Genomic DNA, 16,076 nt, shown 5'->3' on the forward strand with positions numbered 1-16,076 from the left:
ACGTAATAAAGGGCAACGGGGTTATCGTTGTCCACAGGCTCATCGAAACGCTCTGGCCCGGCGGAAGGGAAAAGTCCATATCCGTATTGATACTATGACATGGAGACTCATTGATTTATTGATCAGAGAAGATTGGTCGCCCGAACAGATCTCCGGGCGTTTGAAACGTGAAATGAACTTTGCTGTAAGCCATGAATGGATCTATCAACATATCCTGAAAGACAAGAAGCAAGGTGGCGATTTATATGTTCATTTGCGATGCCGTAAAAAACGAAAAAAGTGATATGGGTCCAAGGCATATCGGGGACAGATCCCCAATATGACAAGTATAGAAGAACGCCCTGCTATTGTAGATACACGTGAACGCCCTGGCGACTGGGAAGTGGATACAATTATTGGTAAGGGCAAAAAGCAGGCCATTGTTTCACTGGTTGAGAGAACGTCACGGTTATCATTGATATACAAAGTGGATCATAAGACAAAACGTCAGGTTACAGAAGCGATCTTCACGCTTTTACTGCCACTGAAAGATTATGTCAATACACTTGCATCAGATCATGGAAAAGAATTTGCAGGACACGAAACGATTGCAGAGAGATTAAAAGCGGAGTTCTACTTTGCCCATCCTTATGCATCGTATGAACGGGGGTTAAATGAAAATATGAATGGACTGATCAGACAATACTTCCCTAAAGACAGGGACTTTGCAAGCATCATACCCCGGGAAATTATCTCAGCTATGAAAAAACTGAATAACAGATTACGAAAATGTCTTGGATTTAAAACGCCAATCAAAGTATTTTTTTGAGAAAGACATGTTGCACTTAATACTTGAATCCAAGTCATTTTCAAACGGTGCTGGAAATAGGATAAGAAAAGTACCCCTGAAAGCAGCTTTTAAACGTTCTGAAGATGCCGGGGGAAAATGATGATTACACCCTATGAGGAAAGATATTTCCGGTTTTTACGGTACGGATCAATACATACCCTTAAAATATTAATCATCTTGATAATATCCTGTATTTTTGTGCCTCCGTTAATTGCTGAAGATCTCCGGGGGACGGAGACTATCCCCATTATATCCGGTTGTGAGTATGATTATCCTCCCTACTGTTATGTCGATGCAGACAGTCAGGCCACCGGTTTTTCCGTAGAACTCATGCAAGCTGCCCTGAAAGTCAAGGGGCGGGATGTCGCATTTCGCGTAGGTCCCTGGGACGATGTGAAAGGATGGCTGGAAAATGGTGAGGTAGATGTCCTCCCATTGGTCGGCCGTACACCCGAACGGGAAAAGATCTTTGATTTTACCTTTCCCTATCTGTTTATGCATGGTGCAATTATTGTCCACGAAGAGACCCGGGATGTTGAAGATCTGAGCGATCTCCGTGGACGGAAAGTCGCCGTGATGAAAGGGGATAATGCAGAAGAGTTTCTCCGCCGTGAAGAATACGGATTGGTTATCAAAACCACCCGGACATACAAAGATGCTTTACTGGGGTTATCGGAAAAGAAATATGATGCGGTTGTTGTCCAACGTATTGTAGGCCTGCACCTTATTCAGGAATTAGGACTGAAAAATCTTCGAATTGTGGATAAACCCATTTACGGGTTCAGGCAGGACTTCTGTTTTGCCGTCAAAGAGGGGGACCGGGAAACCCTTGCCCTTTTAAATGAAGGATTATCCCTTGTGATTGCCGACGGGACGTATCGCTATCTTCATGCCAAGTGGTTCTCATCACTGGAATTGACCAGCCGCCGGAAAATCATTGTCGGTGGTGATTACCACTTTCCACCCTTTGAATTTCTGGATAAAGAAGGGAATCCCAGCGGCTTTAATGTGGATCTTGTCCATGCAATAGCCAGGGAAATGGATCTGGATGTGGAAATCCATCTGGGCCCATGGCCAGAGATCCGGGAAGGATTGCTGAAGGGGAATATTGACCTCATTCAGGGGATGTTTTATTCACATGAACGGGATATTCTTTTTGATTTCACTCAGCCTCACATGATGAGTCACTATGTGGCGGTAGTCCGGAAAGAGGTGGGAAATCCTCCCCGGTCAGTGCAAGACCTCAAGGCATATCAGATCGCTGTCGAATCCGAGGACATCATGCATGAATTTGCCGTTGAAAAAGGGTTGAAAAATCAGATTAAAACTTATGATAACCAGGAGAGTTGCCTGGAAGCAGTCCTGAGGGGAGATGTGGATTGTGCTCTGGTGGCACGGCAGACGGTTTTGTTTTTGATCGATAAGAACAACTGGAAAGATCTGTCTGTAGGACAACAACCCTTTATGACTTTAGAATACTGTTTTGCCGTGCAACAGAACAACCGGGGCTTGCTGAATCTTTTCAGCGAAGGACTTACAATCATTGAGAAAAGCGGGGAATACAGGGACATTTATGAAAAATGGCTGGGGGTTTATCCTGGTATTGCCACAGACTGGAATAAGGTTTTCCGCTATGTAAGTTATGTTGCTATTCCCCTTATTATCCTCATTCTGGGTGCCGTTCTGTGGGTGTATCTGCTCCGGAAGCAGGTTGCTCTGCGGACCCGGGAACTCCGGGAATCCAAGGAAAACCTTCAGAATATTCTGGATTCGGTGGTTTTCGGGGTGATGATCATCGGGTTTGATAAGATCATCTATCGCTCAAATCGACGTGCCACAGAATTGTGCGGGTATGAACGGGAAAATGACATTGTCGGCAGAAAATGTTATGATGTTTCATGCCCGGACCGGGTGGATAATTGTCCGTTCCTTGATCAGAAAAGGAATTTTTACACATTCGAAGATATTTTATTTACCCGCGATGGTCGGCAAATCCCCATTCAAAAGAGTGTCACGACGATCACCCTTCAGGGCAAACCCTACCTCCTGGAGAGTTTTATCGATATTACTGAACAAAAGAAAGCTAAAGATCAGATCAAGAAGAATCTGGAGGAGAAGGAAATACTCCTCCGGGAGCTCTATCACAGGACAAAGAACAATATGCAGGTGATAGCCGCTTTTATGCACCTTCAGGCCCGCCATATCAAGGATGAGTCCATAAAAGACATTTTTCGGACTCTGGAAACCAAAATATTTTCCATGGCTTTGGTTCATAAAAAACTCTATGAGTCCGAAGATTTGTCAAAAATCAATCTGAAGGATTATTATCACAGTCTGATCGAACTGATTAAAGAGACCTATACCACGCCGGAAAAAGACATTAATATTTCACTGAGCGGGGATGATGTGCCTGTACTGATTGATGTTGCCATGCCGTTGGGACTCATACTCAATGAATTGGTCACCAATTCGCTGATGTATGCATTTTCAGAAAGGACCGAAGGACGGATAGACATTCACATTCAAGCCGGAGAGAAAACGCTGATTTTATTATATTCTGATAATGGGACGGGTCTTCCTGAAGAATTTGATTTAAAAAAAGACAGCAAACTCGGGATTGAAATGGTCCGGGCTCTGGTTGAACAACAACTCATGGGAAAAATGGAAATAGAAAATATCAACGGATTGTTATTCCGCTTCACTTTTACGGAAGCATTATATCAACGCCGAATTTGAAGGAATGTTATGAAAGTACTCGTAGTTGAAGATGAAATTCTGACGGCTATAAGTCTGTGTATGGATCTGGAAGATTTCAATGGGGAGGTGCTGCCACCTGTTGCCAAAGGGGAAGATGCAGTCAGCGTTTACAAAGAAAAAAAGCCAGAACTGATTTTTATGGATATCTGCCTGGCCGGAGAAATGGATGGTATTGAAGCTGCAGAAATGATCAGACAGTTGAACGGGAACGGGACGGAAATTTGTTTTATGACCGGTTATGTCACACCCCTTATTCGTGAAAAAGCCATGAAAGTCAAACCGGTTGCTTTCCTGGAAAAACCCTTTTCCATTGCCGATATAAAAGCCGTTTACGATTCGGTTGTTAAGAAGATTAAAGGTTCATGAATTCACGGGGTCAAGAGTTCAAGCGCCTATGGCGTTCAATCGCCGCTGCGCGACTTTCAAACGCTGCTTTGCAGCATTCAATGATCTCACTTCATTCGATTTTCAACCGCCACTGCATGGCGTTTAAATTGTGATTCATTTTTTGAACACTGCGAAGCAATTGACCGGCATCTCGATATGCCCGCCAGCCGGCGGTCTACTCAGTAACCGGGATTGTTAGATTTTGCCTGGATTCCATCCATTAAACTATTCGACACATCATATATACGAATAACAATATTATCTTGCGTTAGGCTCGATATCGGTGTATTTTACCCCCGGGGTGGGGGGCGTCATCTAACTGATATTATATATCCAACTACTCTAATAATCTCTGTATCAAACCATGGAAATATCATCCAATCCTCCGTGAAATACGCTGCGCTCATTTCACGGGGCAGGCCCCAATCAAATCAATCCCCAACATCAAATGCCCGTCCAAAACACACAAGCCGCGTAGTGGCATCCCCTCGTCACGCATTACGCGTCATTCCCCCAGACAAACCGGATCTCATTTCACAGGGAAGGCAATCCCCTCGCCCTTGTCCCGACTGTCCACTGTCGACTGTCCACTGTCCACTGACAACTTACTCGTCCTCGTTCCTCCCTATTCCCACACATAAGGTGTTTCCTGATACACATAATAGTTTAGCCAGTTTGAAAAAAGCAGACTGGCATGTGCCCGCCAGGAAATGTGAGGTTTTTTGGATGGATCATCCTTCGGAAAGTAGTTTTTTGGGATTTCAGTGGGAAGTTTAGCCGCTTTATCCCGCTCATACTCTTTTTTCAAAGTATTCGCACTGTATTCGGGATGACCTGTAATAAAAATCTGTTTGCCGTTTTTGCTGGCAATGATACCCGGTCCGGCTTCATTGGATTTCGCCAAAATCTTGAGGTTTTGAACAGATAATATGTCCTCTTCCCGGATTTCTGTATGCCGACTGTGGGGCATCATAAAACAATCATCAAATCCACGAAAAAGAGGAGTGGTTTTAGTAAGGACGGTATGGGGAAATATCCCAAAACACTTTTTTTCGAGAGGATATTTGGGGACATCATAAAAATGATAGAGTCCGGCCTGGGCAGCCCAGCACAGATAAAGTGTAGAGGTTACATGATTTGTCGTCCAGTCCATAATGGACAGTAACTCCTCCCAGTAAGTTACTTTTTCAAAGGACAGAGTTTCAACAGGTGCGCCTGTAATAATCATGCCGTCATAGCGGTGCTCTCGGATATCCTTAAATGTATGATAAAACTGCTCAAGATGTTCACGGGGCGTGTGTTTGGATTCATGGGTGGACATGTGAAGGAGTTCCAGTTTCACCTGCAGAGGGGTGTTGGAAAGCATCCGGATGAGATCGGTTTCCGTAACAATTTTCAGTGGCATCAGATTCAATATCAAAAGTCGTAAAGGCCTGATATCCTGATGGCTAGCACGGCTTTCGGTCATGACGAATATATTCTCTTTCCGAAGTGCGGAAATGGCAGGGAGTTTATCGGGGACATTCACCGGCATAGCGATCTCCTTTATATTTTTTTAAGAGCCTGGTCCAGATCCTCCAGGATGTCATCAAGATGTTCAATGCCAACGGAAAGACGGAGCATATTTGGGTAAATTCCTCCGGCTCGCTGTTCTGATTCAGTCATCTGCTGGTGAGTAGTACTGGCCGGATGGATGATGAGAGTTTTAGCATCGCCTACATTAGCCAGATGACTGATGAGATTCAAATGACTGATCAGTTCCGATGCTTTATCCTTTCCTCCTTTGATGCGAAAAGTCAATACGCCGCCGTATCCGTGTTCCAGATATTTTTTGGCCAGGGAATGGTAAGGATTATCCGGAAGTCCGGGGTAATTTACCGATTCAATTTTCCGATGGTTTAATAACCATTGTGCCACGGCCAGGGCGTTATCGGCATGTCGTTGTGCCCGCAGACTCAATGTTTCCAGCCCCTGAAGCAAAAGAAAGGCGTTAAAAGGGGAGAGGGCGGGGCCTATATCCCGAAGGCCTTCCATCCGGGCACGGATGGCAAAGGCAATATTGCCATGTGGATTTTTTTCACCGAATGTTTCCCAGAAATTCAGTCCGTGGTATCCTTCGGATGGTTCTGAAAAGAGAGGAAAATTACCGTTACCCCAGTTAAAATTGCCTCCGTCAATCAGAATGCCTCCGATGGATGTTCCATGACCTCCGATCCATTTGGTGGCTGATGCCGTCACGATGTTCGCTCCGTGTGCCAACGGACGGCAGTAATATCCTCCTGCACCAAAGGTGTTGTCAATAATCAGGGGGATTTGGTGTGTTTTGGCAAGGCTGGAGAGACCCTCAAAATCGGGGATGCTGAACTCCGGATTGCCGATGGTTTCCGTATAAAGAGCTTTTGTTGTGTTGTCTATCAGGCGTGACATAGCTTCCGGGGTATCGTTTTCGGCGAAACGGACCGTAATGCCCAAACGTTTCAAGGCAATTTTAAACTGAATGTAGGTCCCGCCGTATAAGTAAGGTGAGGCAACGATGGAATCACCTGCTTCCAGAATCGTGATAAGAGTTAAAAATTGGGCGGACATCCCAGATGCCGTGGCAACGGCAGCAGTTCCGCCTTCAAGAGCAGCCATGCGTTTTTCAAAAACATCGGTTGTAGGGTTCATGATGCGGGTGTATATATTGCCGAATTCCTTCAACTCAAAAAGATCTGCCCCGTGCCGGGTGTTTTTAAATGTATATGAGGATGTTTGATAGATAGGGACAGCCCGGGCATGTGTCACAGGATCGGGATAGTGCCCTGCATGAAGCTGCAATGTTTCAAATTTGTATGGCTTTGCTTTCATAATTCCTCCTGTTGCATGTTTTACCAAAAAGTATGTATGAACATCTCCCCTCTTCAGAAATCTGAAATAAACAGCAGTCTTGAAGCAAGTCTGATTTTTGGAGGGGACGCGGGGATTACCTGTTTCGTGTGTGAAAAAACGGGTTCAGGAACGATGTTGTTATTGCTCTTCCGGCATCAGGATCCACAGAATCACGTAAACAAGGATTCCGGGAAATACAGATGATAAGAGGGAAATAATAACGAATGCAATCCGTAGCGCAGTGACATCCCAGCCTAACCAGCCTGCAAGTCCTGCCAATACACCGGCAATCATTCGGTCCTGACGGGATCTCTGTAAGGGTCTGTTATTCATAATATCTCCTTTGTCCTGCTCAAAGTTTAAAATAAAAAAAATCCACCTGCAATCATATTGAAATGCATGAAATGATTCATTTTATAAAATAACTTGCAAATATATGCATGTTTCTGGTAATTTACCGTAAAGCAATAAACAAGTGTAACACAAACAAGGAGGGAATCTTGAAAACACTTATCTTGCTGACCACTGCTGTTTTATGTCTGGTTTCAGTCACGGCTTTTGCCGGTGGAATCGTCACGAACACAAACCAAAGTGCTCAGTATACGCGGACATTAAACAGAAATGCTTCAACCGATCTGGATGCTGTATACTACAATCCTGCAGGTTTGTCCAGATTGAATAACGGCCTTTATCTTCATGTGAGCAATCAGGTGATCTTGCAGACCAAGACCGTCATTAATGACCTGCCAACACTGAACAATGATGAATTTGTCGGGGATGTCTTTGCTCCCCTGTTTCCAAACCTTTATTTTGCCTACAAAAGTGGTAAAATAGTCGTTTCCGGTGGTTTTGAACCTATTGGCGGAGGCGGTAGTGCCGTTTATGAAGACGGACTCCCGTCCTTTGAAATGCCCGTATCCGGACTTGTTCCCCAACTGGGTGTCCAGGGTTATAAACTGGATACGGAATTTGAAGGATCTTCCGTCTATTATGCCGGACAAGCCGGTTTAACTTACAAGCTGAGTGACATGATCTCACTGGCTGTTGGCGGACGGGCTGTTGTAGCTAAGAACACCTATGACGGATACCTGAAGGATATTATGGTGACTGCAGATGGAACCAACTGGGTGACACCCGGTACTTATCTGACGGGTGTGGCCAACACACTTTCTGCCACGGCTTCCAGTCTTCAACCCATTATCGATGCAAATGCAGGAAATTACACACTGCCTGAGCTCCAGACTGCCGGATATTTGACAGCCGATCAGGTAACCCAACTGCAAGGCGGATTGACAAATCTTGGCTATGATCCCAGCGGTTTGACCGCTGCCCAGGTACAGGGTATTTACAGTGGTGCTGCCACAGCGACCAGTAATCAGGTCCCCGTTGTGGAAGCGGCAACCGCCGACGTGGAAGTGAAAGCCGCTCAGGATGCTACCGGTTTCAGTCCCATTTTCAGTGCTTTTATTACTCCCTTTGAAGGACTCGACATTGCCTTGCGGTATGAAATGAAGACTGAGCTAACCCTGGTGAATGATACGGAAGTGGATGGCTCCGGCATGTTTACTGACGGAGATGAAACCCATGCCGATATGCCGGCTATGTTTGCCATGGGTCTGGCTTATCAGGTCATGCCTAAACTCCGCGCCGAAGGGAACTTCAATTATTATTTCAATAAGGATGTGAACTGGGACGGTAAAGAAGAAAAAATCGATAACGGAATTGAATTTGGCGTAGCCCTGGAATTCAATCTCTCTGATAAACTTCTTGTCAGTGCCGGATATTCTTACGGAGACCAGAAAGTGACGCCCGAATATCAGACAGATCTCAGTTATAGTCTGCCTTCCAGCACCCTGGCCGGTGGTTTTGGATATAAATTAAGTCCGAAACTTATACTTAATGTCGGTATCATGAATGCATTCTATGATGAAGGCAAAAAAGTTACCAACTATACCGAAACCTATCAGAAAACAACCCTCGGTTTTGGTATGGGGGTTGATTATTCCTTCTAGAGAGTGCTGTACTTTGATACATCTCCCTTGTGGCGGTCTATCCGATAACCGTGATAAGTGGTGAGTTAAGAGTTGTGCATTCTTGCATACATTAAAAAGGCGCCTGATAAGGCGCCTTTTTTAATATGATTGTTTCATGAAGAATAGAAGAGAGATGTCAGATAGCGAATTTTCCGGATCCGGTATTTAATCCGCTCAACCTCATTCTATAATTTGTAATTCAATTCAGAATTCAAAACTCAGAATTCAATAATCTAAGAGCCATATTTTGAGCAATCTCCCGGCATATCGTGTAATCATTCTCCAAAGGCCGGTATTTGGCTTCATGAGTAGGATGAATCAGTTCTAACTTAGTTGTTTCAGCAAAACAGTGCAGATTTTTTACGCCTCCACCACTCCAGGTGGCTGTTCCAAAAAGAGCTAAAAGGCGGTTTTTAATGTGTAACTGCTCCAGTTTGGTTGTGAGGGCTTCTACTGGGGGAAAAAGCCCGTTATTGTAGGCGGGACTCCCAATAATAAGTCCGCCGTATTTCCAGATATCACTCAGGATATAGGAAAGATGGGTTTTTGATGCATCGTATACTATTACGTCCCGGATTCCGGCCAGGATAAGTTCCCGGGAAATATACTCCGCCATCCGTTCAGTCCGTCCGTACATGGATCCATATACAATAACGACCCCTTTGTCTCCTTCAAGACGAGACCACCGGTCATATAAGTTTACAATATGGCCGGGATTCCTTCGCCAGATGAGTCCGTGAGTAGGCGCAAATATCTTGACATCCACTTTCTTCAGCTTTTCAAGAGCGCGCTGGGTTTGCTTGACATATTTTCCAACGATATTGGAATAATAGCGCCGTTGTTCCGGCTCCCAGACGGCAAGATCCGCTTCATCATCAAAGAGCACGCCGTCCAACGTACCAAAACTTCCAAACACATCACCGGTAAAGAGAATTTGAGTTTTTGTCTCCAGGGTCATCATGGTTTCAGGCCAGTGAAGCATGGGAGTCATGACAAATGTCAGGGAATGGTTACCCAGATTCAGTGTGTCCCCTTCTTCCACTTCGAGGATATGCTCGAAATCCCCGAAAAATCCCCGGACAAATTTAAAAGTGTTCCTGTTTCCCACTAATGTGATGTCCGGATATCGTTGCGTGATGAGTTTCAGGGCGCCGGAATGATCCGGTTCCATGTGGTTAATAATAAGATAATCCACGGTTTCTCCTGAATCCAGGATTTCATCAATGGCATCAAAATACGATTCCTCATGTCCGATCTCCATCGTATCAATCAGGGCGTTCTTTTTATCCCGGATCAGGTAGGCATTGTAGGATATACCTTTATCCAGAGGCCATAAATTCTCGAAAAGATGTGTTCGCCGGTCATTGACTCCAACCCAAAAGATGTTTTGAGTCAGTTTGATTCCGTGATTCATGTTCTATCTCCATTCGTTTGATGATAAAAGTAACGAAAAAAAGGGAAGGATGGAAGAATGGTATCTCAATACGTCTACTTTACCCTGTAAAATAAAACCCGATTGCCCGGGAAGGGGTGGGCAATCATATCATGGAATGCATATATTGTCTGATTCCGAAGTGTCGATGTACAGCATTCAACACTCAGAACTATCCAACCCATTAAATCCTTTCAATCTCAACCCGAATTGAATAATTTCAATCCATGAGTGAATTACACGAGATGACAGCGGATAACCTTGCAGATTTTTTTTCCATGTTACCCGGCTGGGAGGAAAAATTCAGGTACATTATCGATTTGGGACAAAAACTTCCTCCTTTTCCCGAAGAATACAAAAAAGATGAATACCGGATTTTTGGTTGTCAGAGCCTGGTCTGGCTGAAATCGGATTACAATGACGGCCGGATTCACTTTATAGCAGATGCCGATGCAGCGATTGTCCGCGGACTGATTGCAATTCTCATGGTGATTTACAATCATAAATCACCGGAGGAAATTCTCGATTTTGATATCCACGCCTGGTTGGAATCGGTGGGACTCAGTTCTCAATTGACTCCCACGCGGAGTAACGGACTCCATGCCATGGTCAAACGTCTGCATGCTTTTGCTGAACAGGCACATTCAGGACACTAGTCAGGAAAGGTATGTTTGTAGTTTATCAAACATCCGGCATCACCCATATCATGAGTTCTGTTTGTGATTATTTTTTCAATGATAACCTAAAATACGTAAAAGTTTCTGCATGAAATCCGACACATACAATGGATACATTATCATTCCGGCTTATAATGCTGAAAAAACCCTTCCTGAGTTGCTGGAACGGATCAGGGCATGTTGTTCTCTGAATATTGTCATTGTAGACGACGGATCGGACGACCATACAGCCCAAATTGCCACTCAGAAAGGTGTCCACCTGATTCGCCATCCTGAAAATATGGGAAAAGGAAAGGCACTACAAAGCGGTTTTCAGTTTGTATTGGAAGCCGGAGGGGCGTTTGCAGTGACATTGGATGCCGATTTGCAGCATCCACCGGAAGCTATTCCCGGATTGGTGGTGAAATATGCTGAAAACCCGGGGACATTCATTATTGGCCGGCGGCAGAGGGATGATAATATGCCTTTCCATCGCCGCCTGAGCAATTTAATTACCAGCTTTCTTGTCAGTAGGCGGATTGGATTGTCAATCCCTGATGTTCAATGCGGTTTCAGGCTGATACCCGGTAAGTATATTCAATATTTGCTCTCCGGAAGCAAAGGTTTCGTTTTCGAAGCGGAAATGGTTATCCGCCTTACGGATAAAGGGGTTCCTGTGGATTTCTATCCCATTCCCACCATATATATGAAAGGGGGACAAAGCAGCATTGCCCATATTCGGGATACCCTCCATTTCATCAGCATGTTCACTCGTTCACTTTTCAGGAGATTTTCATGATGTGGCTCAACCTTTGGCAACTGATTCTTGTGACCTTCCTTCCGTTTCTTGAGCTCCGGGCCAGTATCCCCTATGGAATTCTGAAATTGAATATGCCCTGGTTTGAGGTTTATCTGATCTGCATGCTAATCAATATACTCCTGGCACCCTTTGTATACTATATGCTTCACTGGTTTGTCGATATTGTGATTAAAATCCCTTTTATCGGCAGACTCTATGATAAAATTGTCCTCCGGACCCAGCGACGTATCCATGACAAGGTTGAGAAATACGGGGAATGGGGACTCGCTCTCTTTATCGGGGTCCCTCTGCCCGGATCGGGTGTATATACCGGTGCCCTGGCAGCCTTCCTCCTGGGTGTTCCCCCGCGGAAGTTCATGATTGCTGCCATCGGGGGCGTCCTAATCGCCGGTACAGCCGTTCTCATCGTGACACTCACCGGTATCGAATCTCTCCAGTTCTTCCTGAAAAAAGTCTGACATCTGATAAAAACCCAATTTCCAAGTGCAACTTTCTTCTTTCGGTTTGTAAACAAACTTTATAAACTATAAAGATAAAAACATAATGAGAGAAGGAAGAGGATATGGAGCTTTTGAAACAGATTGAAGAACTGATTGTTCGTGGGCACATTGATGCGGATTCCCGTTATCCCAAAGATTTATCCGGTCAACCCGGTGTCCGCGAAAAAGTAGCAGATGCTCTGGAGAAAGGAATATCCCCTCAGGATATTTTAATGAACGGACTCATCAGCGGTATGAAAATCGTAGGCGAGAAATATGAAAAGAATGAGATATTTGTCCCCGAAATGCTTTTCTCAGCAAAAGCGATGAAAAGTGGTCTGAATCAGATTCGTCCCATGCTGGTGGGCGATGTAAGTGTCCAAGTGGGGACCGTCATTCTGGGAACAGTCCAGGGGGATATGCATGATATCGGAAAAAATCTCGTGGGCATGATGCTGGAAGGTGCCGGTTTTGAGGTGATTGATCTGGGGATTAATACACCCGCCTCTAAATTTGTGGAATCAGCCCGTCAGCATCCGGAAGCGGTTATCGGTATGTCCGCCCTGCTTACCGTGACCATGAAAAATATGAAAACGGTCATCGAGTCCCTTAGGTCCAACGGCCTGGAGAATAAAGTCATGATCGGCGGAGCACCCGTCACTCAGTCCTTTGCCGATGAAATTGGGGCTGAAGGATACTCTCTGAATGCCAACCAGTCCGTCTCTCTGGCCAAAAACCTGATATCAGCCTGATAGAGGATATTATGTTTGAAAATATTCGAAAAATTGATTTTGAACGCCTGGATAAAACTCTCCGGAATCAAAAAGCCGATGCCATTCCTTTGATTGAATTGGGAATTCATCCGGATATAAAAAAGGAAATCGCCGGAAAACCGGTGGTGACGGTACAGGAAGATATTCAGTTTATGCGTTCCCTGGGGTATGACTTCCTGAAGGTTCAGCCCCGTATCGACCTTGAATTAAACCGCAAAAAGGCTGAGGATGAGTCCAAAGCGACAGACCGGTCCTGGTCGTCGGAACATGACAGTCTTGTCAAGGATTGGGAGAGTTTTGAAGCCTACCCTTTTCCAAAACGGGAAGATATCAATTACAGCCGCCTGGAAGAAGCCGGAAAACTTATCCCCGATGATATGGGAATCATCGGCCAATATGGGGATATTTACACCACTGTCTGGGAAACTATGGGATTTGAAACTTTTTCCATGCTCATGTATGAAGAACCGGAGCTGGTGGCTGAAATGTTTCGACGAATCGGGGATGTGATTTACAGCATGTTTGAAGTGATGGCCCAGATGGATTTTGTGAAGGTCCTGTGGTATAGTGACGACATTGCCTATTCTTCCGGACTCATGGTTGATCCCGGTTTTCTCCGGGAACATTTTTTCCCCTGGCTGAAAAAAATCGGGAAATTGGCGACAGAACGGAATATTCCCTTTATCTATCATTCCGATGGTGTATTGTATGACGTTATGGAGGATATCCTGGATTGCGGCGTCACGGCACTCCACCCACTGGAGCCTATATCTATGGATATTGGTGAATTGAAGGATTGTTTTGGCGAAAAAATCGCCCTTTGCGGCGGAATAGACGTGGATCAACTGGCCCGGGCTTCCACTGATACCATTCGTGACCTGACCCGGAAATACATACGCATCGCCGGCAAAAACGGAGGCTGGGCTGCCGGCTCTTCTAATTCAATTACTGAATATATGAAGACCGAAAACGTTTTAACCATGATTGAGACCGTCCTGAAAGAAGGAAAATATCAGGATTGAATGATTGTATAATGGATAACACCGGATTTCAGTCCGGGGGATATGTCCAATTGGATTGGATGCCGAAGGCACTTGAACGTTGTGCAACAGCGCCGGAATCTCCCATAAGCCCATAACCCGGTGCCGGAGCGCAGCGACGTAAATTTTCAACTTTCCACTTCCGGAAAAATGGAAACATAAAATGAAAATGATTGAAACAGTTCGTGCAAAATACAGGAATAATCAACGCATTCTGGCTCCTTTGCTTGGGTTTCCGGCAGTGAAAGGGGCTGGTACATCGATCAAGTTGGCACAGCAGAATGCAAGTGAACACATGAAGGTTATGCGCCGGATTGTGGAGAAATGGCATCCCGATGTGATTTTTACCCTTATGGATCTTTCCGTGGAAGCCAGTGCCCTGGGACGTGAAACCATTTTTCCGCCGAATGAAGCGGCTACAGTCGTGAATTTTGATTACAACAAAGAACGGGATTTATCCCTCCTGAAAAGTGTGGATATTTTGGAAGACGGGCGACTCCGGTCCTATGTGGAAACCCACAAACGGATGAAGCATGAATTTCCCGGGAATATTCTCCGGGGTGCTTATGTAACGGGGCCTTATACACTGGCCGGTCTTATTATGGGTGCCGAAAATGCTGCCATGGAAACGATGATGAATCCGGAAGATTTTCACGAACTGTGTACCGTGTGTACGGAAAAGATTTTAGACTATACCCGGGCTATAATAGAAGCCGGAGCACACATTGTTGCAGTCCTTGAACCCAGCGCCATGATGCTGGGACCGGAACAATTCCGTGAGTTCTCCATGGATTATACCCGGGAAATTGTGGATGTGTGTCATAAACAGGATGTGGCAATGGTCTATCACATTTGCGGTAATACAGAACACCTGCTGGAATCTTTTAATGATTCCGGTGCAGATGCTCTCAGCCTGGATTCGGATGTGGATTTCCTTCAGGCGGCAAAAATAATCCGGGAAGATATCATTCTCATCGGTAATGTGTGTCCCACTGGCGCCATTATGACGGGAAATCCTGAAAGCATACGGAAAGAAGTTAGAATCCTCCTGGATGAAATGAAGGATATTCCCAATTATATCCTCAGTACCGGGTGTGACCTGCCGGCGGAAGTTCCTGAAGAAAATGTGACTGCATTTATGGAAGCAGGCAGAAAATAACAGATCCAAGCTAATTTATCTGCACACAATCATGAGCCTGTTTTTAATCCTTCAGATTCATTGTAATCCAGAATTCCGGTTTTTTTATAGGAGCACTTTTTTGTCTGTAAGCACCGATTATCATGGCCACAAGAGTACCGACTGCCAGCAGAACCGGTATCAATACAAGCAATCCTGTGCTTTCGAAGAGCACATCCTTTGAGGCCAGAAACAAAGCATTGGAAAGAATATGAACGATCATCACAAGAATGAGTGATTCACTCCAGATATAGAGGAGCATATAGGCAATGAAGGTGATAAAGAGGTATCCTGCAGTATAGCTGTGAACAATTTCGGGAAACAGGGCAGGGAAAAGGGCATGGTACAGGGTAAATAAAACACCGTTGATGAACAATGACCACCAAAGGCCGTAGCGTTCCCGGAATGCTGGAAAAAGCAGCATGGCAAAGAGGGGGTAATAGACGACCTGAATCAGCAGTGTTTGGCTCAAATGTTCAAGAAAAACACCCCAGTTCAATCCGTTCAATTTGATGAGGGTAAGATTATCGTAGTTCATGAGAACAAACCACAGGGCAAGAAAAAAGATAACATGGATGGGATTTTTGTTTTTGGGCCAGTAAGCATATGGGAGTTCCCACCGGGATGCCATTCGGAAAGGCAAATAAATCCCGAAAAGACAAATTCCAATACCGGCCAGGAGGATATAAGCCCCGGCCTCATACCAGGTATTCCCAAGGGATAAAGCTTTTTCCAGTCCCAGATTCCCCAGGTATACCGATAGTCCCGATAATATCAGGACAAACAGAGCCTTGCGGATTTTCTTTTTTTCGTTCATTGTACACC

15 protein-coding genes and 1 pseudogene are annotated in these 16,076 nt (G+C 45.0%); 11 read left to right on the forward strand and 5 right to left on the reverse strand.

Annotated features, from left to right (window positions below):
* From J7K63_09420 to J7K63_09435, 4 genes and pseudogenes are all read left to right on the forward strand, one after another.
* Window positions 1-283 (forward strand): IS30 family transposase (locus tag J7K63_09420; protein MCD6235239.1); only part of this gene is annotated, 283 nt, incomplete at its 5' end.
* A gap of 12 nt (window positions 284-295) precedes the next feature.
* Window positions 296-808 (forward strand): annotated as a pseudogene (locus tag J7K63_09425) (IS30 family transposase).
* Window positions 809-928: 120 nt separating this feature from the next.
* Window positions 929-3,565 (forward strand): transporter substrate-binding domain-containing protein, encoded by a 2,637-nt coding sequence (locus J7K63_09430; GenBank protein MCD6235240.1) that lies wholly within the window; start codon window positions 929-931, stop codon window positions 3,563-3,565.
* Window positions 3,566-3,574: 9 nt separating this feature from the next.
* Entirely contained in the window at window positions 3,575-3,952 is a 378-nt protein-coding gene (locus J7K63_09435) for a response regulator (GenBank protein MCD6235241.1), read from the forward strand.
* A 646-nt stretch (window positions 3,953-4,598) separates the two neighbouring features.
* On the opposite strand, the gene metA is transcribed toward J7K63_09435, so the two are convergent.
* From metA to J7K63_09450, 3 genes are all read right to left on the reverse strand, one after another.
* Window positions 4,599-5,507, reverse strand: coding sequence for a homoserine O-succinyltransferase (gene metA / locus J7K63_09440; GenBank protein ID MCD6235242.1), 909 nt, complete (start codon window positions 5,505-5,507; stop codon window positions 4,599-4,601).
* An 11-nt stretch (window positions 5,508-5,518) separates the two neighbouring features.
* A complete protein-coding gene (locus tag J7K63_09445; GenBank protein MCD6235243.1) occupies window positions 5,519-6,820 on the reverse strand; it encodes an aminotransferase class I/II-fold pyridoxal phosphate-dependent enzyme in 1,302 nt (433 codons plus the stop codon).
* Between the two features lie 159 nt (window positions 6,821-6,979).
* Window positions 6,980-7,174, reverse strand: a complete 195-nt coding sequence (locus J7K63_09450; protein ID MCD6235244.1) for a PspC domain-containing protein — start codon at window positions 7,172-7,174, stop codon at window positions 6,980-6,982.
* 167 nt (window positions 7,175-7,341) lie between these two features.
* Here J7K63_09450 and J7K63_09455 point away from each other — a divergent pair, with 167 nt between their 5' ends.
* The gene (locus J7K63_09455) at window positions 7,342-8,853 is read left to right on the forward strand and encodes a hypothetical protein (protein ID MCD6235245.1); all 1,512 of its coding nucleotides are present in this window, start codon (window positions 7,342-7,344) and stop codon (window positions 8,851-8,853) included.
* 232 nt (window positions 8,854-9,085) lie between these two features.
* Here J7K63_09455 and J7K63_09460 read toward each other — a convergent pair whose 3' ends face one another.
* Window positions 9,086-10,288: an FprA family A-type flavoprotein gene (locus tag J7K63_09460; protein MCD6235246.1), complete on the reverse strand. Its 1,203-nt coding sequence runs from the start codon at window positions 10,286-10,288 to the stop codon at window positions 9,086-9,088.
* 263 nt (window positions 10,289-10,551) lie between these two features.
* Between J7K63_09460 and J7K63_09465 the strand changes: the two genes are divergently transcribed.
* The 6 genes from J7K63_09465 (at window position 10,552) to J7K63_09490 (ending at window position 15,233) form a co-directional block, all read left to right on the forward strand.
* The gene (locus tag J7K63_09465) at window positions 10,552-10,962 is read left to right on the forward strand and encodes a SufE family protein (GenBank protein ID MCD6235247.1); all 411 of its coding nucleotides are present in this window, start codon (window positions 10,552-10,554) and stop codon (window positions 10,960-10,962) included.
* Window positions 10,963-11,071: 109 nt separating this feature from the next.
* Window positions 11,072-11,761 (forward strand): glycosyltransferase family 2 protein, encoded by a 690-nt coding sequence (locus tag J7K63_09470; protein MCD6235248.1) that lies wholly within the window; start codon window positions 11,072-11,074, stop codon window positions 11,759-11,761.
* On the forward strand, window positions 11,758-12,240 hold the full coding sequence (locus J7K63_09475; GenBank protein ID MCD6235249.1) for a small multi-drug export protein: 483 nt from the start codon (window positions 11,758-11,760) through the stop codon (window positions 12,238-12,240). Before J7K63_09470 ends, J7K63_09475 begins: the two co-directional genes overlap by 4 nt.
* Window positions 12,241-12,344: 104 nt before the next feature.
* The gene (locus J7K63_09480; protein MCD6235250.1) at window positions 12,345-13,013 is read left to right on the forward strand and encodes a corrinoid protein; all 669 of its coding nucleotides are present in this window, start codon (window positions 12,345-12,347) and stop codon (window positions 13,011-13,013) included.
* An 11-nt stretch (window positions 13,014-13,024) separates the two neighbouring features.
* The gene (locus J7K63_09485; GenBank protein MCD6235251.1) at window positions 13,025-14,056 is read left to right on the forward strand and encodes a nucleoside 2-deoxyribosyltransferase; all 1,032 of its coding nucleotides are present in this window, start codon (window positions 13,025-13,027) and stop codon (window positions 14,054-14,056) included.
* A 187-nt stretch (window positions 14,057-14,243) separates the two neighbouring features.
* Window positions 14,244-15,233: a uroporphyrinogen decarboxylase family protein gene (locus tag J7K63_09490; protein ID MCD6235252.1), complete on the forward strand. Its 990-nt coding sequence runs from the start codon at window positions 14,244-14,246 to the stop codon at window positions 15,231-15,233.
* A 43-nt stretch (window positions 15,234-15,276) separates the two neighbouring features.
* On the opposite strand, the gene J7K63_09495 is transcribed toward J7K63_09490, so the two are convergent.
* A complete protein-coding gene (locus tag J7K63_09495; GenBank protein MCD6235253.1) occupies window positions 15,277-16,068 on the reverse strand; it encodes a hypothetical protein in 792 nt (263 codons plus the stop codon).
* Window positions 16,069-16,076: the final 8 nt, after the last annotated feature.

Source organism: Candidatus Neomarinimicrobiota bacterium (assembly GCA_021157965.1).
Taxonomy (GTDB): Bacteria; Fidelibacterota; Fidelibacteria; order Fidelibacterales; family Fidelibacteraceae; genus Fidelibacter.

Coding starts and splice junctions, on each gene's coding strand:
- metA (MCD6235242.1), bottom strand. CDS start 5,507: ATGCCGGTGAATGTCCCCGATAAACTCCCTGCCATTTCCGCACTTCGG.
- J7K63_09485 (MCD6235251.1), top strand. CDS start 13,025: ATGTTTGAAAATATTCGAAAAATTGATTTTGAACGCCTGGATAAAACT.
- J7K63_09495 (MCD6235253.1), bottom strand. CDS start 16,068: ATGAACGAAAAAAAGAAAATCCGCAAGGCTCTGTTTGTCCTGATATTA.
- J7K63_09435 (MCD6235241.1), top strand. CDS start 3,575: ATGAAAGTACTCGTAGTTGAAGATGAAATTCTGACGGCTATAAGTCTG.
- J7K63_09430 (MCD6235240.1), top strand. CDS start 929: ATGATTACACCCTATGAGGAAAGATATTTCCGGTTTTTACGGTACGGA.
- J7K63_09445 (MCD6235243.1), bottom strand. CDS start 6,820: ATGAAAGCAAAGCCATACAAATTTGAAACATTGCAGCTTCATGCAGGG.
- J7K63_09490 (MCD6235252.1), top strand. CDS start 14,244: ATGATTGAAACAGTTCGTGCAAAATACAGGAATAATCAACGCATTCTG.
- J7K63_09460 (MCD6235246.1), bottom strand. CDS start 10,288: ATGAATCACGGAATCAAACTGACTCAAAACATCTTTTGGGTTGGAGTC.
- J7K63_09480 (MCD6235250.1), top strand. CDS start 12,345: ATGGAGCTTTTGAAACAGATTGAAGAACTGATTGTTCGTGGGCACATT.
- J7K63_09465 (MCD6235247.1), top strand. CDS start 10,552: ATGACAGCGGATAACCTTGCAGATTTTTTTTCCATGTTACCCGGCTGG.
- J7K63_09475 (MCD6235249.1), top strand. CDS start 11,758: ATGATGTGGCTCAACCTTTGGCAACTGATTCTTGTGACCTTCCTTCCG.
- J7K63_09450 (MCD6235244.1), bottom strand. CDS start 7,174: ATGAATAACAGACCCTTACAGAGATCCCGTCAGGACCGAATGATTGCC.
- J7K63_09470 (MCD6235248.1), top strand. CDS start 11,072: ATGAAATCCGACACATACAATGGATACATTATCATTCCGGCTTATAAT.